The following is a 22,258-nucleotide window of genomic DNA, read 5'->3' on the forward strand; positions in this document are numbered from 1 at the left end:
AGTAGCTTTGTGGCCCTGCACAAAAGCCGGGCAGGGGCTGCCGGCCCCTCGCGTACTCTACCTAAAAAGCTGATGCCGTACCTGTTCACTTCCGAGTCTGTTTCGGAAGGCCACCCCGATAAAGTAGCTGACCAGATTTCTGACGCTATTCTCGACGAGTATCTCCGCCAGGACCCTACTGCCAAAGTAGCCTGCGAAACCCTCGTAACCACCGACTTCGCCCTCGTGGCTGGCGAAATCAAATCGACGGCGCACGTAGAGGCCGAGCCCATTGTGCGGGAAGTCATCCGCCGCATCGGTTACAACAAGCCCGAATACCTTTTCAACGCCGATACCTGCGAGGTGATGAACCGCCTGCACGAGCAGTCGGCCGACATCAACCAGGGCGTGGAGCGTGCTAAGGACGAAGAGCAAGGTGCTGGCGACCAAGGCATGATGTTCGGTTATGCCACCAAGGAAACCGCCAACTACATGCCGCTGGCCCTCGATCTTTCGCATCGCCTGCTGCAAGAACTGTCGAAAATTCGCCGCGAAGGGAAAGAAATGACTTACCTGCGCCCCGATGCCAAGAGCCAGGTAACCATCCGCTACGCCGACGATAACACGCCCGAGGCAATCGAAACCATCGTCGTCAGCACGCAGCACGACGAGTTCGACCAGGATGAGCAAACCATGCTCAAGCAAATCGAGCACGACATCAAAACCATTCTGGTGCCGCGCGTGAAGTCGCAGTTGAGCGAAGAAGTACAACAGCTCTTCACCAACGACATCACCTACCACATCAACCCCACCGGCAAGTTCGTCATCGGTGGTCCCCACGGCGACTCGGGCCTAACCGGCCGCAAAATCATCGTGGATACCTACGGTGGCAAAGGGGCTCACGGTGGCGGCGCTTTCTCCGGCAAGGACTCTTCGAAAGTGGACCGTTCGGCGGCATACGCTGCTCGCCACATCGCCAAAAATCTGGTAGCCGCTGGTGTGGCCGATCAAGTGCTGGTACAGGTGGCCTACGCTATTGGCGTGGCTGAGCCTGTAGGCCTATTCGTAACCACTTATGGCACCACCAAAGCCAGCAACGGCAACGGCCACAAGCTCACTGACGGCCAGATTGCCGAGAAAGTGCAGCACCTTTTTGATCTGCGTCCTTATGCCATAGTGCAGCGCCTCGGCTTGCGCAACCCTATTTTCAGTGAGTCGGCGGCGTATGGCCACATGGGCCGGCAGCCCGGCACCAAGCAGGTGCAGGATGCCAATGGCGCAACCCGGACCGTGGAGACGTTCACGTGGGAGAAGCTAGATTACGTAGACAAAATCAAAGCCGAGTTTGCGCTGTAATCTGCGCTTCGCCTGAACACATAGCCTAACAGAAAGCCCCACTTGACTTATCAGGTGGGGCTTTCTGTTTAAAGGGATTGAGGCTTAGAAGTAAGATTTTAGACCTGAGAAGAGATTGTTTAGAGCCTTGTGGCTGTCTTAGTTCTCAGGTCTAAGATCTCACGAATTAATGGCTCGTTACTTTCTCCTTGTACTTCGTGATTTGGCGTTTGAGGCTGTCCGTGGCCGCATCGGCGGCGGCTTCGAATGAAGGCGCGTCTTCTTGCGAAAATAGCGTGGCGCCCGGCACGAGAAGTTTTACTTCTACAGTTTTATTGGCAATACCATCTTTATTATTCAGCTTCAGAATCACTTCGCCTTCTATGACGCGGTCATAGAAAGTTTCGAGCTTGTCGAGGCGTTTCTGGATGAAATCGAGCAGTTTTTGGTCGGCGTCAAAATGCACCGAATGCGTCTGTACTTTCATCGGGTAGAGGGTTTGGGAGGTAAAAAAAGGAACACAACTCAGGCCTTCGGATGGGCCTGTTCAAAAACGGATTTCAGCTTGTCGATGGACAAGTGCGTGTACACCTGGGTGGCCGCCAGATTGGCGTGGCCGAGCAATTCCTTGATAGCGTTTAGGTCGGCGCCTTTGCTGAGCAGGTGCGTGGCAAAGGAGTGGCGCAACACGTGCGGGTGCTGCTGCGACGAGGCGGTAGTTATCTGACTCAAATAGTGCTTCACGGTTCGATAGACTAGCTTTTCATACAACGGTTCACCTTTGTCCGTAACGAGGAGGGCCGTTTGGGTGTTGCCTTCGAACCCAAACTCGCGTTTGCGGGCAGCTATATAGCTTTCCAGCACCACTAGCAACGTAGGGTTCAGGGGCACGATACGCTGCTTGTTGCCTTTGCCCGTCACGCGCACCGTACGGCCGGGCAGGCTTACATCGTCAGGCCGGATGCCAATCAGTTCCGAAAGGCGAATACCCGTGCCGTAAAGCAGTTCCAGTACCAATTGGTCGCGCACTCCAGCAAAGGTGTCTGGGAATTCAAAGGAATTAAGCAGACCGTTTAGGCTGTCTTCAGGCACAAAATCGGGCAGCTTCTTGGCCATTTTGGGGGCCTTGATGCGCAGCATAGGGTTGCGGCTAACGACACCCGTCGTGAGTAGAAACTTGAAATAGGAGCGCAGGCACGCGATTTTGCGGTTCACGGTACGCGGGTCCAGGTTTTGCTGCATGAGCGTCACCACCCACGAGCGAATTAGCGTATGGTCGGCTTGTGCGGGGTTATCAAGCTCGTAAGTGACTTTAAGATAGTCGGCGAACTGCCGCAAATCGGTCTGGTACGAAAGCAGCGTGTGCGGGCTATAGCGCCGTTCCGTTCGTAGGTAGTTGAAAAATAAATCCATACAGTAGAGAGCCGACCGCTAGGGCCGGATAACCAATGTATGGGTTTTGGGGGAAGAAAAAAATCAAAAAATAAAGGACGCGAAAAAGCCGGCCGACGCGCCACGGAGGAGCATCAGCCGGCTTTCAATCCGGAATCGAGCAGAACGCTAGGCGTTGCCTTCGTTGCCGTAGGTCACCTGCTTGTAGATGGCCTTCTGCTTCTGCTTGCGGTTGGTGATGGACGGCTTCTGGAAGAACGTGCGACGACGCAATTCCTTCAGTACGCCCGTGCGCTCAAATTTCTTCTTGAAACGCTTGAGTGCGCGGTCAACCGACTCGTTTTCCTTGATTTGTACGATGATCATATGTCTGTGAGGTTGAGATTTCTTCTCCGAAGGGCCGCAAAGATAGCCACGGATTCGGCAGATTAAAAACGGATTACACAGATTTTTGGCTAACTGCTACGTGCTAGGCCAAAATCAGTATAGTTCAACCAATCAACCCAAGCTAGCCCTGCTTACTTAAGCAGCGTACGCGCAATCACCAGCTTCTGAATTTCGCTGGTGCCTTCGCCAATCGTGCACAGCTTGGCGTCGCGGTAATATTTCTCGGCCGGATAGTCTTTGGTGTAACCGTAACCCCCGAAAATCTGCAATCCTTCATTGGCCACCCGCACCGATACTTCCGAGGCGTACAACTTCGCCATAGCCGACTCTTGGTTTACATTCAGTCCACGGTCCTTCATGTCGGCGGCGCGGTAGGTGAGTAGGCTGGCGGCTTCAATCTCGGTAGCCATATCGGCCAGCTTGAAACTAATGCCCTGGAAATTGCTGATGGGCTGGTTGAACTGTTGCCGCTCCTTGGAGTACTGCAAAGCAGCCTCATAAGCGCCCTGCGCAATGCCCAAGCTAAGCGCCGCAATGCTGATACGGCCGCCATCCAGCACCTTCAGCGCCTGTATGAATCCTTCGCCAACTTTGCCGATAACGTTTTCTTTGGGTACGCGGCAATCGGTGAAAATCAATTCCGTGGTTTCGGAAGCGCGCATTCCTAACTTATCTTCCTTGCGGCCTGTCGCGAAGCCAGGCGTGCCCCGCTCAATAATGAAGGCCGTCATGGCGTGGGAGTCGCCCACTTCGCCGGTGCGCGCAATAACGACGGCTACGTTGCCGCTCTTGCCGTGGGTGATGAAATTTTTGGCGCCGTTGAGAACAAAATAGTCGCCGTCTTCTACGGCCACCGTGCGCATGTTGCCAGCGTCGGAGCCCGTGTTAGGCTCAGTCAGGCCCCAAGCCCCGATCCATTCACCGGAGGCCAGCTTGGGTAGATATTTATGTTTCTGTTCCTCGGATGCGTGTTGCAAGATGTGGCCGGTACAGAGCGAGTTGTGAGCGGCCATGCTCAACCCAATGCTGCCATCGATCTTGGCCAACTCGGCAATAGCCGTAACATACTCGTTGTAGCCGAAGCCGGCACCCCCGTATTCCTGCGGCACGAGCACGCCCATTAGGCCCAGCTCACCCAATTTGTGAAATACTTCAATTGGAAATTCCTGGCTTTCGTCCCACTTCATCATGTGGGGCTTGATGTGTTGCGCGCCGAAGTCGCGCACCATCTGGGCAATCATCGTCTGATTTTCGGTGGCTACCAGTTCCATGGGCGGGGAGTGAAGTTGGTGGGAATAAGAGCATAACCGGATAGACCCGGTTTTGGGTCCGCGAAAGTACGATTTTGATAGTCCACACACGAGTATAGAATTACGGCCGGGAGGGGTTATTTTGAAAGGGACCGTCAATTAGGTTAACTTTGAAGGTTTTTTAGAGAATACGAACCTTTGTGAACGGGACCTTGCCAAGGCCCATTCTATCACTTTTTCGGCTCCGTCCGTCTGCATGCGCCCATCCGCTTTTCGCCGCCTTCTTTTCTTCTGGCTGCTGTGCATATCCTTCGCTGCTTCGATGTCTTCCTGTTCACAGCGAGTTTACAATCAGCGAGTCATGTTTCGCTTGAGCGATGGTAAGGGGTTGGATACAGTTAAGCTGCGGCGGGTGGTAAACCGGGTAAGCCGGAACTACACCATTCAGGTCAATGATTTGCTGGCAGTGCGAGTGTATACCAACAACGGTGAGCGAATCATCGACCCAAATGGAGAGCTGCGATTTGGTGCGCCGGGCGGGTTGCTACCCACCGGATCCAACGGAAGCCGGACGCTAAGCTCGGTGGGGCAGCCTAACGCAGCAACTCAAGGTAGCACGCAGCAAGCCGGAGAATCTGAGTTTCTGGTGCAAACCGATGGTTCCGTGAAATTGCCCCTAGTGAACCGAGTACAAGTGAATGGACTCACCTTGCTGCAAGCTGACAGCCTGTTGCAGATTCGCTACAGCGAATTCTATAAAGGAGTCTTCGTAACTACTCGAGTAACTAATAACAGGGTAGTGGTACTAGGGTCGCCGGGTGGAAAGGTGGTGCCTTTGGTAAACGATAACATGAACCTACTGGAAGTATTGGCCGTGGCGGGTGGTATTGATGGTACTGGCGCGGGAACTGGTTCTTTGTACCGTTCTGGCGGCAAGGCGTCCAACATCCGTATCATTCGTGGTGACCTTAAAAACCCTCAGATAGAGCAAATTGACCTAACGACTATCAACGGCATGCGCCGCGCTAATCTGCAAGTGGAGCCAAACGATATTATTTACGTAGAGCCGGTACGGCGGCCTTTCTACGATGCGTTGAACGATGCAGGGCCCGTACTGAGTTTGGCAGGTATTGCGCTTAATGCTGTTGCCATCATCTTCAGCATCGTACGGTAAGAAGCCCAAACCAACAGCCTCATTGGTTACGTACGAGTTGCATTCTTAAATCCTCACATGGCCCTAAACCAAAATCTTGAGCTAGAAGAGCTTATCCGCAATGCAAACGGCGGAGGCAACCCGGCTGCTCCAGAACCAGAGAGCGGTGAGGACGACGGTGGCGGCATCGATTTCGACACCCTTTTACTGGTTGCGCGGCGCAGCTTGTTGTGGCTGTTATTACTTATCGGGTTAGGTCTGACTGGCTCGTGGCTTTTTCTTCGCTATACCAAACCCGTTTATAAGTCTTCCTCATTACTGAAAATTGACGAAAAGACAGAAGCCGGGCAGTTAGGTTTAGGAGGCGCGCTGGGCGCTAACGTAGAGGAGCGGCAAAGTATGAGTCAGCTCTCGGGCGAAATAGAACTCATTAAGTCGAATATTATTTATCGCCGCCTTAAAGATTCACTCGACCTCGATGTGAATTATTATGTGGAGGGGACCGTGCTGGAAACGGAATTGTATGGCATTTCACCCTTCCGGGTGGAGCACGAAGGTGACGTTCTATTTAATACAAAGTTCAACTTGAACTTCACCTCTTTGCAGAAGTTCCGACTGACGTATCTGCAGGGTGGCCAAGAGCAAGGCGGCGACTATTCCTTGAACCAGCCCATCCGGATTGGTGGAATGGTATTGCGGATTCTGCCAACTCCGGCGCTGAACGCGTCAGCAACAGATGCCAGTTACCATTTTACTATTAATGATGACGGCGCCATCAACAGCTACCTCGACCGTAACCTACTGGTAGAGGTAGTTAACCCGAACGCCAACACGGTGCAGATTTCCTTTCAGGACTTCAATCCGGTTAAGGCTCAGGCTATTGTCAACAAGATTGACACGGTATACTTACAGGAAAAGCTGGCGCAGAAGCAGGCTGCTACCGCCCAGACGTTGCAGTTCCTGGATCAGCAGCTAGCCGAAAACCGCCAAAATCTAGCGGTAGCTGAAGAAAACCTGCAGGATTTTGCTCGGCAGAACAAGACGTACGATGTCCGGTCTAGCATCACAGAAATTACGCAGCGGCTAGAGAAGCAGGAAGAAGAAAGATTGAAGCTAGCCGAGAAAATTCGGTTACTGAACGAGGTAGCGGCAATGGCCGAGCGCGGTACGCTTACCGCACGCGAAGACCTGACCGTGGAGCAAAGCATTCCAACTCTAGCCACGCTGGAAAATGCGCAGCTTTCCCAGCAACTCACTGAACTCAACGGGTTGCAGTGGAATTTGCGTCGTCTATCGCGCTCTTATAAGGAGACGACGGAAGCCGTACAGCAGCAACGCGAAGCAATAGACTACGTGAAAGGCAACTTGCGCCGCACGCTGCGTCAAAGTCAGGAGCTGTTAGCCGCCCAGCTGGCTGCGCTAGACAAGCAGCGCAACAACTTCAATTCGGAGCTGCAAAATCTGCCCCAGAAAGCTACCGAGCTAGCACGCCTCAATCGTCCGTTGGAGCTGTACGAGAAGTCGTACTTGATGCTGATGGATAAGAAAGTGGAGTTCAACATTGCCAAAGCCGGTACTACGCCCGACTTTCAGATTTTGTCGCCCGCAAATCTGCCGGGTGCGCCCATCTCGCCCGTGAAGCTGATGGTATACGCTATTGGGCTAGCTGGTGGCATTGTGCTTGGCTTGGCACTGATAGCGGTGCGCTACTTCATGCACAACACCGTAACCAACGTGCGAGAAGTGGAGCGCGCCACCAGCGCCTCGGTGCTAGGCGTAATTCCAACTTACGACAAAGAGAAGATGGCCGTGTCGAAGATGGTGGTGGACAAAAGCCCCAAGTCGGCTATTTCAGAATCCATCCGCTCCATTCGAACCAATCTGGACTTCATTAGCTCGTCCAAGAAAAAGCGGCTTATTTCTGTCACTTCGACTGTTTCCGGCGAGGGGAAAACCTTTGTGTCCGTGAACCTGGGAGGTATCATCGCCTTGTCGGAGCAGCGTGTCGTGATTCTGGATCTGGACATGCGCAAGCCCAAAGTGAACCTGGCTTTCGGCGCCGAAAACGTCAAGGGAGTCAGCACTATTCTGATTGAGAAGCACACGGTGCAGGAGTGCATTCAACATACTTCCATCCCGACGCTGGATTTCATTTCGGCCGGCCCTACGCCGCCCAACCCATCGGAGCTGATTCTCAACTCCCGGTTCGATGAAATGCTGGCCGAGCTTCATCAGATTTACGATGTAATCCTGATTGATACGCCCCCAGTAGGCCTCGTGACGGATGGCATCCTCATCATGCGCAAGGCCGACATTCCGATTTACATTGTGCGGTCCAACTACTCGAAGAAGTCCTTCCTCAAAAACATCAACAAGCTGCTGCGAGCCAACAATTTCACCCGGCTCTGCACCATTCTCAACGATGCCAGCTCCAGTGGCCTCTATGGCTACGGCTACGGCTATGGCTACGGCTACGGCTACGGCTATGGCCAAGGTTACTACGAGGAAACCAAGCCGACCGAGGGTGTGCTGACGCGCCTGCGGAAACGTTTTTCGTAAAGTGCTTCACCCCATACTATAGCATGGCCTCTTTCTTTCAGAAGCTGTTTGGGGGGCGGACTACGCAGCCAGCACTGCCTGTAGAAGGGCTGACTGTATTGGGCGCCGATATGCATTCCCATCTGCTGCCTGGTCTCGATGATGGCGCCGAAACGGTAGAACACTCAGTGGAGTTGCTGAAGTCGTTGCGGGAGCTGGGTTACCGCAAGCTCATCATGACGCCCCACATCATGGGCGACTTTTACAAGAACACGCCCGAAGGCATCCGGGCGGCGTTGGATACGCTGCAGCAAGCCGCTACGGAAGCGGGTATCACGGATGTAGAGCTGGAATGTGCGGCCGAATACTATCTGGATGAATGGTTTGGCCGGCGCCTCGACCGAGAGGACGAGCTGCTCTCGTTTGGTGGAGAAAACCGGTATCTGCTCTTCGAAACGAGCTATATCAACGAGCCCTTCAATCTGGCCGAAACGGTCTTCCGACTCAAGAGCCTCGGTTACCAGCCGGTGCTAGCTCATCCGGAGCGCTACACTTATTTCTACGGTCGCTTCGATGACCTCGTGAAAGTACGCGAAAACGGGGCGCTGCTTCAGCTGAATCTTAACTCTCTGGCTGGCTATTATTCGGCGGGGGCCAAAAAGATTGCCGAGCGGCTTATTGATGCTGGCCTGGTTGATTTGGTTGGTACCGATGCCCACAACCTCAAGCATGTCAGTACACTGCGCGATAAAACGCTGCCCGCGGAGTACATGCGGAAGTTGCTGGCTTTGCCGCTCCTGAACAACACGTTGTAAAGAGCGAATAGCTGATAAACCGCAGCTCATTTAGTGATTCGACAAATCGAACAAGCAACCCTATGATCTTCGTCACCGGTGGCAGCGGCCTGATAGGTAGTTTCCTGATTCCGGCGCTGGTGGCGCGGGGGCTGCCGGTGCGGGCTCTCTATCGGAAGCACATACCCAAGCTAGAAGGCGCGGGCGTAATAGAATGGGTGGAAGGCGACCTGCGCGACACCACGCTGCTACGGGCGGCTATGCAGGGCGTAACGCACGTATTCCACTGCGCTGGACTCGTATCGTACGCGCCTCAGGACGAAGAAGCCTTGCTGCAAGTGAATGTAGAAGGCACCGCCGCCGTGGTTGATGCCTGCCTGGACCGTCCTGGGGTTCGGCTCTGCCAAGTATCATCGGTGGCGGCGCTTGGGGGTGGCGGCACGACGCCAGAAGACAAGGCCACGACGCCCGATACAGCGCAGGTGCTGGACGAAAATAGCAAATGGGACCTAGGCGCTGAACACGGTGCTTACGCCACATCTAAGTATTTAGCAGAGTTAGAAGTATGGCGTGGCGTATCAGAAAGGTTGCAAGCCGTGATGGTGTGCCCTTCTGTGATACTAGGTCCCGCCGACTGGCAACGGAGCAGCACCCGACTGTTTCGCTACGCCTGGCAAGAGCATACGTTTTACACTCCTGGCAGCGTCAACTTTGTGGATGTGCGCGACGTGGTAACCATGATGCTGCACCTCACGCTGGACACTGATATTTCTGGGGAACGGTACGTGCTTAGCGCGGGCAGTTTACCGTTGCGTGACTTTTTGACTCGGGCTGCCGCTTGTTTCCGTAAGAAGCCACCCACAGTAGCCGTACCCGACTGGGCGGCGGAAAGTATCTGGCGGCTGGAACATCTGCGCGCCTTGGTAACCGGGGCCCGGCCACTTATCACCAAAGACACGGCCCGCGCTGGCCGCCGCCCCATCGTTTACCGCGCCGAAAAAGTGCAACAGGTCACCAGTATTCCGTTTCGTCCCGTTGAAGACACGATAGAATGGTGCTGCCAGGAGCTGAGAACGAAGAATGAGAAGCGTGCTGTCTAGGTATTCAAAACTGACGCGATTCTTCAATGCTGGTTCTCAAACTCCTCGCTATTACCGGATGCTGACTAGGCCCTGAACCTGCGGGCGTCCGGTGCGGTTGTTGTATCTTAGGCCAGATACCTTCCGAAGAAGAAATTGGCCTGAAAAAGCCTGCCGGGGCTGCCGTTTTGACGGACCGGTACTTGATTGTAGCTGCATGAGAATGAATGAAAATTTTGAGGACCGGGATGAAGTATTGGACACCGTGCGCCGTTTCGAGCGAATGGTGGCTCAGAACGAGCCTGTTTTTTTCGACCTGGCCGACTTCGAGAATATCATTGACCATTATACCACCAACACGCAGTACGATAAGGCTTTGCAAGCCTGCGAAGCTGCCATTGCCCAGTACCCGTTTAGCACCGAACTGCTGATTGACCGCTCGCAGGTGCTGGCCATGAAAGGCGAGTACACCGCCGCTAGCACCCAAATCGAAAACGTAGCTCAGCTCGACCCCGACAACCCTGACGTGGCCGTGACCCGTGGCATTATCGCCACTCAGAAAGGCGAGTTTTCGGAAGCGGTAGCGTTTTTTCTGCAAGCCGCAGAACACGCTCCCGACCGTGACGACATCTACTTCAATCTGGGGCTGGCCTACCAGAGTTGGCAGAAGTTTAAGAGCGCGGCCAAATACTACAAGAAAAGCTTGCGCCTCAACCCCGACAACGACGTGGCGGTGCAGGAACTGCTGTACTGCCTAGAGGTGAGCGAACGGCTGGAAGAGAACTTGCCTTTCTTCCAGCGCTTCACCGACGACGACCCGTACTCGACGGTGGCGTGGTACAACCTAGGGCAGGCGTACTACCGCTTGGGCCAGTACGAACAGGCTGCCGCTGCCTTCGACTACGCCATCCTCATCGACGCCAAGTTTTACGAAGCGCATACGTACCTGGCCAGCACCTACGTGAGTCAGGAACGGTACCGGGATGCTATTCGGGAGTTTGAGCTGAGCTACCCGGAAGGCGAGCCGACCCCCGAAGCGCTGTGCAACATTGGCGAGTGCCACGAGAAACTGCGCGAGTGGGATACCGCCCGGCGCTTCTACCAAAAGTCCATCGACCTGGATCCCGACATAGACGAGGCGTGGTTTGGCATCGGCATCATTCTGAACGAGCAGGAACGGTATTTCGAGGCTATTCACTTCTTCCGCAAAGCCACAAACATCTACGGAGAGAGCATCGAGTATTGGCTGGCACTGGCTGCCGCTGAGTACCAAGTAGGCAACGTGGTGAGTGCGCTGGAAGCCTACGAAAAAGCTACCGAAGTAGCGCCCGACAGCAAAGATGCCTGGCTGAACTGGAGCATAATCCTGTATGAACAAGGCAATTTTCAGGGCGCCATCGACTTGATGCGCAACGCTGTGGAAATACAGCCTCTAGAAGCCGAACTGCATTACCGTCTGTGCGCCTATCTGCTGGCCGCCGGCCGCTACCGCGAAGCCTACGAAACGCTGGAAAACGCGCTGACGCTGGACTTCGACAAGCACCGGCTGCTGTTCGAGTACTTCCCGGAGCTAGAGTCGCAGAAGGCGCTGGCACGGCTGATTGACCAGTACCGCAAGTAGAGTGTAGAAGGCTTGGCAACTCACGGACTTGGCTGCGGCCGAGCTTGAGTTGCCAAGCCTTTTTTCGTGCCCAACCTTTTCGCCTACTTTTGCCGAGTTGCTTTTTTCTGGGTCTGAAACTTCGAACGGCAACTCAGACCCCAAGTCCAAGCTTTCAACTGTATGAATTACAATTTGTCGCAACTGCCCGAGCGCACCGCCAAGCCGCGTGAACAGGGCTTCACTATGGTCATGGACAAGGGCCTGAGCGTGCGGGAGGTAGAAGACTTCCTGGAAGTTGGCGCGGTATACACTGACATTGTGAAGCTAGGTTGGGCCACGTCCTTCGTGACCCCCAATCTTAAGCGCAAGCTGGCTGCTTACAAGGAGGCCGATATTCCGGTGTACTTCGGCGGTACTTTGTTTGAGGCCTTCATCATCCGCAACCAGTTCGATGATTACCGCCGGCTGCTGGACGAATACGGCATGGAATACGCCGAAGTATCCGACGGTTCCATCGACCTGGTGCACGACAAAAAGCTCGAATACATCAGCACACTGGCCAAGGACGTGAAGGTGCTGAGCGAGGTAGGGTCCAAGGACGCGGAGAAGATCATTCCGCCCTACAAGTGGATTTCGCAGATGAGAACTGAGTTGGAAGCCGGGGCGCTGAAGGTGATTGGCGAAGCCCGCGAAGCCGGCAACGTCGGTTTGTTCCGTAGCACGGGTGAAGTACGCTCGGGTCTGGTGGAGGAAATCCTGACTCAGATTCCGTTCGAGAAGATTCTGTGGGAAGCTCCGCAGAAGGCGCAGCAAGTGTGGTTTATCAAACTGCTGGGTGCCAACGTGAACCTGGGCAACATTGCACCCAACGAAATCGTGAGCCTGGAAACCATCCGCCTCGGTCTGCGCGGCGACACATTCACCCAATTCCTCGACATGGACAACGTGGACGAGGTGTTCAAGCCCGAAGTGAAAGCACCCGGTCGGCCCGGCACCTCCATGCCGCGCGGCTAGTAGAGATACCGTTTTGTCTGCACACGCGGGCGGTTCGTTTTGAGCCGCCCGCATGCGTGTAATAAGGCTGTATCTTGGGACGTCTGGCTGTAACCTCCCGCATGAAACTACCTCTGCTTCTGTTGTTGCCCGCTGTGTTAGGCGCCTGGGCTGTTTTGGCTCAAAAGCCGGCCTCGCCCGCCCGGCTCGAACAGTTGGGTGAGGTGTCTTCGCAGTTCGTGAAGCCGCGGCAGGTAGACGTGTGGCTGCCGTCTGGCTACGATCAAGGCAAACAGTACCCGGTGCTTTACATGCACGATGGCCAAAATCTATTCGAGCGTAAAAAAGCTTTCGGCGGTGTGGCCTGGGAAGTGGACAGCGTGCTAACACAACTCATCGGCCAAAAGCAAACCCGGTCCTGCATCGTAGTTGGCATTTGGAACACCGACCAGCGCTTCCGGGAATACGTGCCGGCTAAGCCGTACGCCGCCATGCCAGCCGCGGCGCGCGCCAAATTGGAGCAGGAGCGTCCTGGCTCGCCGTTGTCGGATGAGTATCTGAAGTTCATCGTGCAGGAACTGAAGCCGCGCATCGACCGGCAATATCGCACCAGCCCACGGCGCCAGGATACATTTGTGGCGGGCAGTAGCATGGGCGGCCTGGTTTCGTTGTACGCGGCGCTAGAGTACCCGCGGGTGTTTGGGGGCGCGGCCTGCCTTTCCACGCACTGGCCCGTGAGCCTCAAGGAAAACACGCCGGACTTCACCACCGCTATGCTCGGCTACCTGCAAATCTGGCTGCCGCCCCGCCCCAAACCCCGCCTCTACTTCGACTACGGCACCACCACCCTCGATGCTTGGTACGAGCCGCACCAGCAGCGCGTCGATAGTCTGCTTCGCGCCACCGGCTACACCACCAGAAACTGGATAACCCGCAAATACGAAGGCGCCGCCCACAACGAGGCCGCTTGGCAGCAGCGCGTAGCCGTGCCACTGCGGTTTTTGCTTGGGCGTTAGGTACTATCTTACAGCGGCTACCAAGCTCTATCGATGCCACTATGATTGATGAAAGGAAGGATTACTTTCCGGCCCTGACTGGCCTACGTGCGGTGGCCGCTTTTATGGTGCTCATCCATCATTTCAATCCTTTTTCAGCTGCCCGGTTCGGTCAGAGTATTCGCAACCTGGCTTCCGAAAGTCACATTGGCGTCACCGTGTTTTTCGTGCTGAGCGGCTTTTTGATTGGCTACCGGTACGTGGGCGGCCGCCAGATAGCATTGCGCACCTACTTCGCCAATCGGTTTGCGCGCATCTACCCCATGTACTTTCTGCTGACCACGGTTGTATTCGTGCTTATCAGCCGAACCAGCCCGGAAAGCAGTAGCAGTTTGCTCACGCAATATCTGCTGAACATTACTTTCCTGCGGGGGCTATTTCAGGACTACCTGTACAGTGGCATCGCGCAAGGCTGGTCCCTGACGGTGGAAGAAATGTTTTACGTGTCGGCGCCGTTGGCTTTTTGGCTCATTCGGCGCAGCCGGCACTGGTTGTGGGTGCTACCGTTGGTTTTGACCGGGCTTGGAGTGATGCTAGTGCTGGTGAGCCGCCCGCAGCCGTGGCACGGGTTTTTTAGCTCGTTCGATTTCCTGTTTCAATTCACCTACCTGGGCCGAGCAGTGGAATTCTTCACGGGTATCGCGCTGGCGTGGTGGCTGCGCCGGACGGAAATACGTGAGGCGCCCGGCGTGTTCACTTATGTAGGTGTGGCTGGCGTGCTCTTGTGCTTGTGGGGGCTGAGCCTGTTGCATGGCCCCCAAGATGACGACTACGGCGTCATGACACCAGCGGGAATGTTCATCAACAACGTGGTGCTGCCGGTGTTAGGGATTGGACCGTTGTTGTGGGGGCTGGTTCGGGAAGACACGTGGCTGCGCCGGTTGCTGAGCAGCCCGCCACTGCTGCTACTCGGTAAAAGCTCCTACGTGTTCTACCTCATTCATATGGGAATATTTCAGCAGGAACTGCGGGAGCGTCTTTTTAGTCGGGTAGCGCCGTTTCTGGTGCTCTACGTGGCAGCCATCCTGCTATACAAATGGGTGGAAGAGCCCCTCAATAAATGGCTGCGAAGAGTATTAGGCAAGCCCGCAGTACTCGTACCGGAGCCGGAAGTAGTGGCCCGTTAGCTCGTTGAGGCAGCCTCAGTCTTCACCGATCCGCTGCAACCCTGGCAAGCTAAACCAGTAGGAAGAGAATTCAGCTTTCGTCTTCCTGCTATGAAAACTCGTTCTTCCCTCGCCACTGCTTTTGCGGCGCTGTGCTTGCTTGCCGCCTGCAACCAAGGTAAACCTGCTTCTGACACGCCTACCAACACCCCCGCGCCACCCGTAGATGCTACGGACTCCACGGCCCAGACTGGCAGCGTAGCTCCCGAGTTGCCGCCGCCTTACGCCTCGAAGTCCGTTACAAAGCGCAGCAAGGTGATAGGCTGGCCCGCCGGCAAAACGCCGGTAGTACCAGCGGGCTTCGTCATCACGGAATATGCCGGCAACTTCAATAGTCCGCGCTGGGCCTACGTAACGCCCAACGGCGACGTGCTGGTGGCCGAGTCGAACACGGTGCCTAACTCTACCGGCAAGAAGATAGCCGCTAAGCTGAAGCTTGACCCCTCCAAGTCGCTCAAGGAAACCAGTGCTAACCGGATTACGCTGCTGCGCGACACCAACCAAGACGGCCGCCCCGACGTGCGGGAAACTTTCTTGGCGGGCCTCAACCAGCCGTTAGGCATGCTCGTGCTCGGCAACTATTTCTACGTGGCCAATACCGACGGTGTGCTGCGCTACGCCTACAAGCCGGGCCAGACCAAAATCACCGGGCCGGGAGAGAAGATTCTCGACTTACCCGCGAAAGGCTACAACAACCACTGGACGCGCAACCTCATAGCCAGCCCTGACGGCTCGAAGATTTACGTAAGCGTAGGCTCTAGCTCCAACGTGGGCGAAAACGGCATGGAATACGAGCAGCGCCGCGCCAATATTCTCGAAATCAATCCTGATGGCTCCGACGAGAAAATCTACGCCAGCGGCCTACGCAACCCAGTTGGTATGGACTGGGCCCCCGGCACGCGCACACTCTGGACCGCCGTGAATGAGCGCGACGAGCTAGGCGATGACCTCGTGCCCGACTACCTGACCAGCGTGCAGCCCGGTGCCTTCTACGGCTGGCCCTACGCCTATTTCGGCCAGAACGAGGACCCGCGCCGCAAAGGTGAACGGCCCGATCTGGTGAAGAAAACCGTGGTGCCCGAGGTGGCGCTAGGGCCGCATACGGCCTCGTTAGGGTTGGCTTTTTACGAGGGGAAGGAGTTTCCAGGTAGGTACCAAAAAGGCGCTTTCGTGGGCCAGCACGGTTCCTGGAACCGCTCGGAGTTTTCGGGTTACAAGGTGGTGTTCGTGCCTTTCGTGGATGGCAAGCCTGCCGGCAAGATGGAAGACTTCGTGACTGGTTTCGTGGCAAACCCGGCCGATAAAGAAGTGTATGGCCGTCCCGTGGGCGTCACGACGCTGCCCGATGGTTCGCTGCTAGTGCTAGACGATGCGGGCGACAAAGTATGGCGCGTGGCGGCGCAGCAAGCGAAGAGCTAAGCTGCTTGTTGAGGCAGTTGCGAAAAATAAAGGCGGGATGCTGTAATGCATTGCTGGTTCCGGCGAATCAGTAGGTGTCTTTACCATCTCATAATCCTTCCCATGAACCTGCCTCAGAAAATTGTCTTCGCTGCCTCTTTGTTGCTGACTTCGCTTGCCGTTCAGGCCCAGAAGAAAATGGCGAAGTCGGCCGCCAAAACCCCGGTTGTTGCTGCCGATGCTGCGGCTAATTCGCTGCTATGGGAAATATCGGGCAAGGGACTTAGCGCGCCTTCGTACGTGTTTGGCACCATTCACATGATTTGCCCCGCCGATATGAACATGGCCGAATCGGTGAAGCAGGCGGTGAGCAAAAGCAGTCAGGTAGTGATGGAAATGGACATGGACGACCCCGCCCTCGGACAGCAAGCCCAGGCTGGGATGATGATGCAGGGCGGCCAAACCCTCCAGCAACTACTCTCGCCCGCCGACTACACTCGCTTCGGCACCTATCTGCAAGCCAAAGCTCATCTGCCCATCGAGCAAGTAGGAACCATCAAGCCCTTCTTCTTAGGCTCGCTGCTGCTGCCTGCCGTGCTCGGCTGCACGCCCGCCAGCTACGAAGCAGCCTTCGTAGAAATGGCCAAGACGCAGAAGAAAGAAGTGTTGGGCCTCGAAACCATGCAAGACCAGCTCGGCGTCTTCGACAAGATTCCGTACGCCGAGCAAAGCAAGATGCTGACCGACATGATGAATAAGGAGACGGAGATGCAACAGGAAATGCAACAACTCTTGAGCCTCTACAAAGCGCAGAAAGTGGAAGCCCTCTACGAAATGAGCACCAAAAGCCTCTTTGGCTTCACCCAATACAACGACCTGCTGCTCGACGCCCGTAACCAACGCTGGATAGCCGGCATGGAAAAGATGGCAGCTGCTCAACCAACCTTCTTTGCGGTGGGCGCGGCGCACTTGGGCGGTCCTAAAGGCGTACTGGCCCTGTTGCGGCAGCAAGGCTACCAAGTCCGCCCGGTAGTCCAGTAGCGCGGAACTCCGTTCTGCGCACGAGCCAAGCAAGGACCCAGCATCACGACAAACAGCGCTGCATTCCGCTGCTGGCTCTACCTTGCGGCGTATGTTGCACCGCCTGCGCCGTTTGTTGAGCTATTTGTATCCGCTCACGCGCACTGTTCATTCCGATATCAATGGGCCGCTGGAAATCACCTGGCTCAACGGCCGCAAAGTGCTTGATACGCGCCACGCCAACTATTCCTACGGCTCATTGCAGCGGGTGCTGCGTTACGGGCTGCTGTTTGCGGAAGTAGATCCTACAGCGCCGGTGCTGGTGTTGGGTCTTGGCGGTGGGTCTGTGGTGCAAACCCTGCGGCGAGAACAGCAACATACTGGCCTCATCACCGCCATTGAGCTGGACCCAACTATCATTGAGCTGGCTGACGCTGAGTTCGGTATCCGGCCCGATGCGGCCCTACGCATCATCTGTGCTGATGCTTTTGAGTGGCTGCCTACCGCGCCGGATGCCGCTTTCGAGTTGGTCATCATCGACCTGTTCATTGATCTGGATTTGCCTGCTGGTTTGGGCACGAGCTACTTCTGGCAGGAGGTGCGGCGGGTCTTGCGGCCCAATGGCTACGTGTTGTTCAACACCCTGACCAGTGCCGCGTTAGTGGTAGAAGGCGAGGAATTAGTAGCGTATCTGGAAGAGCAGGGCTTTGCGGTGAAAGACATGGAAGTGGAGCAACTCAACCGCCTCCTGATTCTGCGGAAACAGTAGCGGCCGTTGGCTGGTGACGTTAGTCCGGCGGCTTTCCGCTTTCTTTGCGGCTTCATTATCCTCTGGCCCCTCCGCATGGAAATCCTGAAGCACCTGCTCGACTTCGTTCTGCACCTCGATAAGCACTTATCCAATATCATCCAAGACTACGGGGCCTGGACCTACGGCATTCTCTTCCTCATCATCTTCGTAGAAACCGGCGTGGTGGTGCTGCCCTTCCTGCCCGGCGACTCACTGCTGTTTGCGGCCGGCTCTTTGGCCGCGCTGCCCGGCTCGCCCCTCAACGTCTGGCTGATGATTCTGCTGCTCATCGTGGCGGCCGTGCTCGGCGACACGCTCAACTACCACATCGGCGACTATCTGGGGCCGCGTGTGTTTCGGGGAAATTCCCGCTTCCTGAAGCGGCAACACTTGGAACGCACGCAGGCTTTCTACGAGAAGCACGGGGCCAAAACCATCATCATTGCTCGCTTCATTCCGATTGTGCGCACCTTTGCGCCGTTCGTGGCGGGCGTGGGCAGCATGAGTTATGCCAAATTTCTGTCCTACAACGTGGTAGGTGCGGTGCTGTGGGTGCTGCTGCTCACGCTGGCGGGTTATTTCTTCGGGCAGATTCCAGTGGTACAGAAGAATTTCTCCCTCGTAGTGTTAGCCATCATTGGGCTGTCGGTGCTGCCGGCCATCATAGAGTTCTTCAAGGCGCGCCGCACCACCGACGGTACGGCAGTCTAGATAGATATGATTTTAACATTTCGTGAAACCGCCTCTGCTGTTTTGGCCGGGGCGGTTTTTTTTGTTGCTTGATGACTGAAACTATATTTGTCTGCTATGGCTGAGTTTGGACTCATCGGCCGCACCTTGGCTCATTCTTTCTCGCAGACGTATTTCAGCCAGAAGTTCGATAGCCTCGGGCTCACCGATCATCGTTACGAATTATTCGAACTGCCCACGCTCGACACGCTACCCACGCTGCTGAACCAGCGCCCGGAGCTGCGGGGCCTCAACGTAACTATTCCGTATAAGGAGCAGGTTTGGGCATTTCTGGATGAAGTAGCGCCTTCCGCGGCGCGGGTCGGAGCCGTCAACGTCATCGAGTTTGGCCCCGATGGACAGCTCATCGGCCACAACACCGACTACATTGCGTTTCGGGAATCGTTGCAGAATTGGCTGCCCCGCCCGCTACCAACTGGCTTGCGGGCCTTGATACTGGGCAGCGGCGGCGCGTCCAAAGCGGTAGAAACTGCCCTGCGTGAACTGGAAATAGGCAGCTGGGTGGTATCCCGAAATCCTATGGGAGCGGGCCTCACCTACGAAGAGCTGACGCCGCTTCTGCTGGCCGAGCATTCACTCATCATCAACACCACCCCACTCGGCACCTACCCAGCGCTAGAAGAGTGCCCGCCCATTCCCTACGAATTCCTAACCGCCAAGCATTACCTCTACGACCTTATCTATAACCCCCGCGAAACTGAATTTATGCGGCGCGGGGAAACCATCGGGGCACAAACCAAAAACGGCTTCGAGATGCTTTGCATCCAAGCCGAAGAAGCCTGGAAGATTTGGAATAAGTGAATGAAGGTGGTAGGTGACAGGTAGCAGGTGACAAGAAAAAAGTGAGGAGGTAATGGGAAAACGCGGAAGGCATACTGTCGACCTGTCGCCTCTTGTTCTGTTACTTTTTTCCCATCACCTTTTTCCTGTTACGTGTCACCTGTTACGTGTCAACTTAAACCTCAAACTCATTTACTGCTGGCCGTTGCCGCCTTCGCCTTGTTTGGTGTCGTCGTTTTGGATGCCGCGGCGGCGCTTCTGGGGCTGAGTCGAGACGTTGCCGAAACGGTAGTTGTAAGCCAGCCGCACTCCACGCAGGTAGATGTAGTTGTTGCTTTCCTGCCGGAACTGCGGCGTCTCCAGAATCGTGTTTAGGTTGCGGGTGGCCTGCAGAAAGTTATCGGCGGTGAGCGTCAAATCGGCTTTATCCTTGCGCAGGCTTTTGCGCAGACCCACGGAATAGAATGTCCAGGCGGCTTGCTTGCCTTGCAACTGAATACGCGGCGAGTTAAGGCCCCCGAAAAACTGTACCGCCAGCCCCCGCAGCGCCGGCGCCGCCGACTCATCATCGAACTTCGCGAATTTGTAGCTGGAGTTGATGTTCATGTTGTACATCAACCCACTGTTGTTGAGGGCCGCGCCCGTTAGGTCGAGGGCAGGGCTACGTAGCGTGACGTAGTAGAAGTTTAGATTGGCGCTCAGCTCCCACAGCGGCACCGGTTTCACGGAGCCGAACAGGCTGGCTCCGTACGTAGCATTGCGCCCGATGTTGCGGAAAGTCTGGTTCTGCACGCCGTTTTCATCCACGAAACGCACTGTCTCGATGGCGTTGCCGGTGCGCCGCACGTAGGCCGAGCCGTTCAGGACCGAGCCTTTGATAAAGGTGGTGTAATTCAGCTCGTAGCTGTCCGTAAACTCGGGGTTGATGCGGGGGTTGCCGTAGCTGATATTGAGCGAGTCGGCGGCGTTGATGAACGGGTTGAGGTAGAAAATCTGCGGGCGCTGAATCCGGCGCGAATAGGCCAGGCGCACGGTCTGGCCCGGCTTGCCCGGCTGATAGCTCAGGCTCACGTTGGGCAGCAGGTTGGTGTAGTTCTGCGTGAAGCGGCTGGCTTCGCCCTGCGTAAAGCGGCCCGTAATGTCGGTGTGTTCCAGGCGCGCGCCGATCCGGCTGCTCAGCTTCTTGCTAAAGCTAAACCCGTAGGTTGCGTACGCTGATAGCACGTTTTGGTCGTAGTCGAAGGTGTTGGAGCGGGCTTCGCTCCGTTCCAGCCCATTCTGGCCGGTGGGATCTATCTGTACGTCGTAGTTGCTGCTTACCCGGCGCAGGATGCCTTTGGCGCCGGTTTCGAGCGTGGTTGTTTCCGAGAAGGGATGAGTGTAATCGGTTTGCAGCGTGGTTTCGAGGTTGCGACTCAAGTTGTCGCTGCCTTCGCGGTAGGTGGTTTCGCCCTCCGTAGCGCGGTCCGGGAACTGGTCCAGGTCGTAACGCTGGGTGTTGCGGTTGCGTGTATGCTGGCCTAGCACGGTCCATTCCCGCTTGGGCTTGCCCTCAAATGTGCGCGTGTACGAACCACTCACGTCGTAGCTCTGGGTGCGGAAGGCCCGGTCGGTAGCGCGCGTAAACGAAGGAAAGTTGGCCGGCTGATTGAACTGGTCGTAGTCGCCCTTATTGCGGAATAAGTTGCCTTGCACGCTCAGATTGAGGCTGTGATTTTTGCTCGGGTCGTAGTCGAGACCAAGCCGCCCGAAACCGCCGCCGCCTAGCGTAAATCCGTCCCCTTCCTGCCGCAACGACTCCTGGTACTCATCCTGGTCGTTGCGTATGCTCCGCACCAGATTATTGCGGTTGGGGCTGTAAAACGTCCAACCATTCAACGAGCTATTCACCCCAATTTTACCGCGCCGCACGTTCAGCGAAGCATTGGCATTGGAACTGCGCGTGCCCGCCGCCAATCCCGCGCTGCCATTGGTGCCTTCCAGGTTGTTCTTTTTCAGCGTGATGTTGATAATGCCGCCCGTGCCTTCCGCATCGTACTTCGCCGAGGGCGTCGTAATCACCTCCACGCTCTTAATTTGGTCGGCGGGAATCTGCTTCATGGCATCGGCCACCGACGAGGCCACAATGCCGGAAGGCTTGTTGTTGATGAGCACGCGCACGTTGGAACTGCCGCGCAACTCCACGTTGCCGTCGGGGTCCACGTTCACGAGCGGCACTTTACGCAGCACGTCGGCGGCCGTGCCACCCGTGTTGGTCAGGTCCCGGTCGGCGTTGTACACGATGCGGTCGGGCTTGGTTTCTATCACATCCTTCTCGCCCGTTACGGTTACTTCGCCGAGCTTCTGCGCAGTAGCTGTCAGTGTCACTTCGCCGAGGTCCACGGTGCCATCCGTCACCGTCACGGTTTCTACCCGCGTACCGTAGCCCACAAAGCTCATCTGCACCCGGTAGGAACCCGCGGCCAAGCCCTTCAGCACGAAGCGGCCCCGCTCGTCGCACGCCGTCCCATCGATGGGCCGTTCACCAGTAGCGGGCAGCAGGGCCACGGTCGCAAACTCCACTGACTTTTTGGTGGCCGCGTCGAGCACCGTACCCGTAATGCGGCCCGTGCCTTTAGCAGCCTCGGGCAAGGCAAGCCGTGGGGCAGCCGGAGCCGGCGTGGCAGGAGCCCCGGCAGGTCGGGCCCCGGCTGGTGGAGCGGTGGGCGTTTGGCCCAGAGCTGGCACGGCAAGCAAACCACTTAGTAGCAGGGGTAAGCAGTGCTTCATGGCAAACAATAAATAGGAGAGAGGAAA

At 56.1% G+C, this 22,258-nt stretch carries 19 protein-coding genes; 14 read left to right on the top strand and 5 right to left on the bottom strand.

All coding sequences use genetic code 11. The features are described 5' to 3' along the window. The first annotated feature begins 72 nt into the window (after positions 1-72). A complete protein-coding gene (metK, locus tag ACYSMN_RS03635; protein ID WP_488922477.1) occupies positions 73-1,335 on the top strand; it encodes a methionine adenosyltransferase in 1,263 nt (420 codons plus the stop codon). 166 nt (positions 1,336-1,501) lie between these two features. On the opposite strand, the gene hpf is transcribed toward metK, so the two are convergent. From hpf to ACYSMN_RS03655, 4 genes are all read right to left on the bottom strand, one after another. After that, the gene (gene hpf / locus ACYSMN_RS03640) at positions 1,502-1,801 is read right to left on the bottom strand and encodes a ribosome hibernation-promoting factor, HPF/YfiA family (RefSeq protein ID WP_488922478.1); all 300 of its coding nucleotides are present in this window, start codon (positions 1,799-1,801) and stop codon (positions 1,502-1,504) included. Between the two features lie 38 nt (positions 1,802-1,839). Next, positions 1,840-2,727 carry a tyrosine-type recombinase/integrase gene (locus tag ACYSMN_RS03645; protein WP_488922479.1) on the bottom strand — a complete coding sequence of 296 codons (888 nt, stop codon included), beginning with the start codon at positions 2,725-2,727 and terminating at the stop codon, positions 1,840-1,842. A gap of 147 nt (positions 2,728-2,874) precedes the next feature. After that, on the bottom strand, positions 2,875-3,072 hold the full coding sequence (rpsU, locus tag ACYSMN_RS03650) for a 30S ribosomal protein S21 (RefSeq protein WP_488922480.1): 198 nt from the start codon (positions 3,070-3,072) through the stop codon (positions 2,875-2,877). A 152-nt stretch (positions 3,073-3,224) separates the two neighbouring features. Next, positions 3,225-4,364, bottom strand: coding sequence for an acyl-CoA dehydrogenase family protein (locus tag ACYSMN_RS03655; RefSeq protein WP_488922481.1), 1,140 nt, complete (start codon positions 4,362-4,364; stop codon positions 3,225-3,227). A gap of 340 nt (positions 4,365-4,704) precedes the next feature. Here ACYSMN_RS03655 and ACYSMN_RS03660 point away from each other — a divergent pair, with 340 nt between their 5' ends. The 13 genes from ACYSMN_RS03660 (at position 4,705) to ACYSMN_RS03720 (ending at position 19,483) form a co-directional block, all read left to right on the top strand. Next, the gene (locus ACYSMN_RS03660; protein ID WP_488922482.1) at positions 4,705-5,517 is read left to right on the top strand and encodes a polysaccharide biosynthesis/export family protein; all 813 of its coding nucleotides are present in this window, start codon (positions 4,705-4,707) and stop codon (positions 5,515-5,517) included. Positions 5,518-5,574: 57 nt separating this feature from the next. Next, a complete protein-coding gene (locus ACYSMN_RS03665; protein WP_488922483.1) occupies positions 5,575-8,055 on the top strand; it encodes a GumC family protein in 2,481 nt (826 codons plus the stop codon). 23 nt (positions 8,056-8,078) lie between these two features. Further along, positions 8,079-8,849 (top strand): tyrosine-protein phosphatase, encoded by a 771-nt coding sequence (locus ACYSMN_RS03670; protein ID WP_488922484.1) that lies wholly within the window; start codon positions 8,079-8,081, stop codon positions 8,847-8,849. A 62-nt stretch (positions 8,850-8,911) separates the two neighbouring features. Further along, positions 8,912-9,928, top strand: coding sequence for an NAD-dependent epimerase/dehydratase family protein (locus ACYSMN_RS03675; protein ID WP_488922485.1), 1,017 nt, complete (start codon positions 8,912-8,914; stop codon positions 9,926-9,928). Positions 9,929-10,130: 202 nt separating this feature from the next. After that, positions 10,131-11,528 carry a tetratricopeptide repeat protein gene (locus ACYSMN_RS03680; protein WP_488922486.1) on the top strand — a complete coding sequence of 466 codons (1,398 nt, stop codon included), beginning with the start codon at positions 10,131-10,133 and terminating at the stop codon, positions 11,526-11,528. A gap of 162 nt (positions 11,529-11,690) precedes the next feature. Beyond that, the gene (locus ACYSMN_RS03685) at positions 11,691-12,524 is read left to right on the top strand and encodes a phosphosulfolactate synthase (RefSeq protein ID WP_488922487.1); all 834 of its coding nucleotides are present in this window, start codon (positions 11,691-11,693) and stop codon (positions 12,522-12,524) included. A gap of 101 nt (positions 12,525-12,625) precedes the next feature. Then, on the top strand, positions 12,626-13,519 hold the full coding sequence (locus ACYSMN_RS03690; protein WP_488922488.1) for an alpha/beta hydrolase: 894 nt from the start codon (positions 12,626-12,628) through the stop codon (positions 13,517-13,519). 41 nt (positions 13,520-13,560) lie between these two features. Further along, a complete protein-coding gene (locus ACYSMN_RS03695; RefSeq protein WP_488922489.1) occupies positions 13,561-14,685 on the top strand; it encodes an acyltransferase family protein in 1,125 nt (374 codons plus the stop codon). Positions 14,686-14,775: 90 nt separating this feature from the next. Beyond that, positions 14,776-16,143: a PQQ-dependent sugar dehydrogenase gene (locus ACYSMN_RS03700; RefSeq protein WP_488922490.1), complete on the top strand. Its 1,368-nt coding sequence runs from the start codon at positions 14,776-14,778 to the stop codon at positions 16,141-16,143. A 102-nt stretch (positions 16,144-16,245) separates the two neighbouring features. Continuing rightward, positions 16,246-17,163 carry a TraB/GumN family protein gene (locus tag ACYSMN_RS03705; RefSeq protein WP_488922491.1) on the top strand — a complete coding sequence of 306 codons (918 nt, stop codon included), beginning with the start codon at positions 16,246-16,248 and terminating at the stop codon, positions 17,161-17,163. A 91-nt stretch (positions 17,164-17,254) separates the two neighbouring features. Then, positions 17,255-17,911, top strand: a complete 657-nt coding sequence (locus tag ACYSMN_RS03710; RefSeq protein WP_488922492.1) for a spermidine synthase — start codon at positions 17,255-17,257, stop codon at positions 17,909-17,911. Between the two features lie 75 nt (positions 17,912-17,986). Continuing rightward, complete coding sequence (locus tag ACYSMN_RS03715) at positions 17,987-18,643, top strand: DedA family protein (RefSeq protein ID WP_488922493.1); 657 nt, start codon at positions 17,987-17,989, stop codon at positions 18,641-18,643. Positions 18,644-18,739: 96 nt separating this feature from the next. After that, a complete protein-coding gene (locus ACYSMN_RS03720) occupies positions 18,740-19,483 on the top strand; it encodes a shikimate dehydrogenase family protein (protein ID WP_488922494.1) in 744 nt (247 codons plus the stop codon). A gap of 171 nt (positions 19,484-19,654) precedes the next feature. Here ACYSMN_RS03720 and ACYSMN_RS03725 read toward each other — a convergent pair whose 3' ends face one another. Then, complete coding sequence (locus tag ACYSMN_RS03725) at positions 19,655-22,231, bottom strand: TonB-dependent receptor (RefSeq protein WP_488922495.1); 2,577 nt, start codon at positions 22,229-22,231, stop codon at positions 19,655-19,657. Positions 22,232-22,258 lie beyond the last annotated feature (27 nt).

It is taken from the genome of Hymenobacter sp. M1-2, from assembly GCF_057808495.1.

Bases quoted from the DNA above. Each gene is read 5' to 3' on its own strand.
- metK (WP_488922477.1), top strand. From the start codon at position 73: ATGCCGTACCTGTTCACTTCCGAGTCTGTTTCGGAAGGCCACCCCGAT.
- hpf (WP_488922478.1), bottom strand. From the start codon at position 1,801: ATGAAAGTACAGACGCATTCGGTGCATTTTGACGCCGACCAAAAACTG.
- ACYSMN_RS03645 (WP_488922479.1), bottom strand. From the start codon at position 2,727: ATGGATTTATTTTTCAACTACCTACGAACGGAACGGCGCTATAGCCCG.
- rpsU (WP_488922480.1), bottom strand. From the start codon at position 3,072: ATGATCATCGTACAAATCAAGGAAAACGAGTCGGTTGACCGCGCACTC.
- ACYSMN_RS03655 (WP_488922481.1), bottom strand. From the start codon at position 4,364: ATGGAACTGGTAGCCACCGAAAATCAGACGATGATTGCCCAGATGGTG.
- ACYSMN_RS03660 (WP_488922482.1), top strand. From the start codon at position 4,705: ATGTTTCGCTTGAGCGATGGTAAGGGGTTGGATACAGTTAAGCTGCGG.
- ACYSMN_RS03665 (WP_488922483.1), top strand. From the start codon at position 5,575: ATGGCCCTAAACCAAAATCTTGAGCTAGAAGAGCTTATCCGCAATGCA.
- ACYSMN_RS03670 (WP_488922484.1), top strand. From the start codon at position 8,079: ATGGCCTCTTTCTTTCAGAAGCTGTTTGGGGGGCGGACTACGCAGCCA.
- ACYSMN_RS03675 (WP_488922485.1), top strand. From the start codon at position 8,912: ATGATCTTCGTCACCGGTGGCAGCGGCCTGATAGGTAGTTTCCTGATT.
- ACYSMN_RS03680 (WP_488922486.1), top strand. From the start codon at position 10,131: ATGAATGAAAATTTTGAGGACCGGGATGAAGTATTGGACACCGTGCGC.
- ACYSMN_RS03685 (WP_488922487.1), top strand. From the start codon at position 11,691: ATGAATTACAATTTGTCGCAACTGCCCGAGCGCACCGCCAAGCCGCGT.
- ACYSMN_RS03690 (WP_488922488.1), top strand. From the start codon at position 12,626: ATGAAACTACCTCTGCTTCTGTTGTTGCCCGCTGTGTTAGGCGCCTGG.
- ACYSMN_RS03695 (WP_488922489.1), top strand. From the start codon at position 13,561: ATGATTGATGAAAGGAAGGATTACTTTCCGGCCCTGACTGGCCTACGT.
- ACYSMN_RS03700 (WP_488922490.1), top strand. From the start codon at position 14,776: ATGAAAACTCGTTCTTCCCTCGCCACTGCTTTTGCGGCGCTGTGCTTG.
- ACYSMN_RS03705 (WP_488922491.1), top strand. From the start codon at position 16,246: ATGAACCTGCCTCAGAAAATTGTCTTCGCTGCCTCTTTGTTGCTGACT.
- ACYSMN_RS03710 (WP_488922492.1), top strand. From the start codon at position 17,255: ATGTTGCACCGCCTGCGCCGTTTGTTGAGCTATTTGTATCCGCTCACG.
- ACYSMN_RS03715 (WP_488922493.1), top strand. From the start codon at position 17,987: ATGGAAATCCTGAAGCACCTGCTCGACTTCGTTCTGCACCTCGATAAG.
- ACYSMN_RS03720 (WP_488922494.1), top strand. From the start codon at position 18,740: ATGGCTGAGTTTGGACTCATCGGCCGCACCTTGGCTCATTCTTTCTCG.
- ACYSMN_RS03725 (WP_488922495.1), bottom strand. From the start codon at position 22,231: ATGAAGCACTGCTTACCCCTGCTACTAAGTGGTTTGCTTGCCGTGCCA.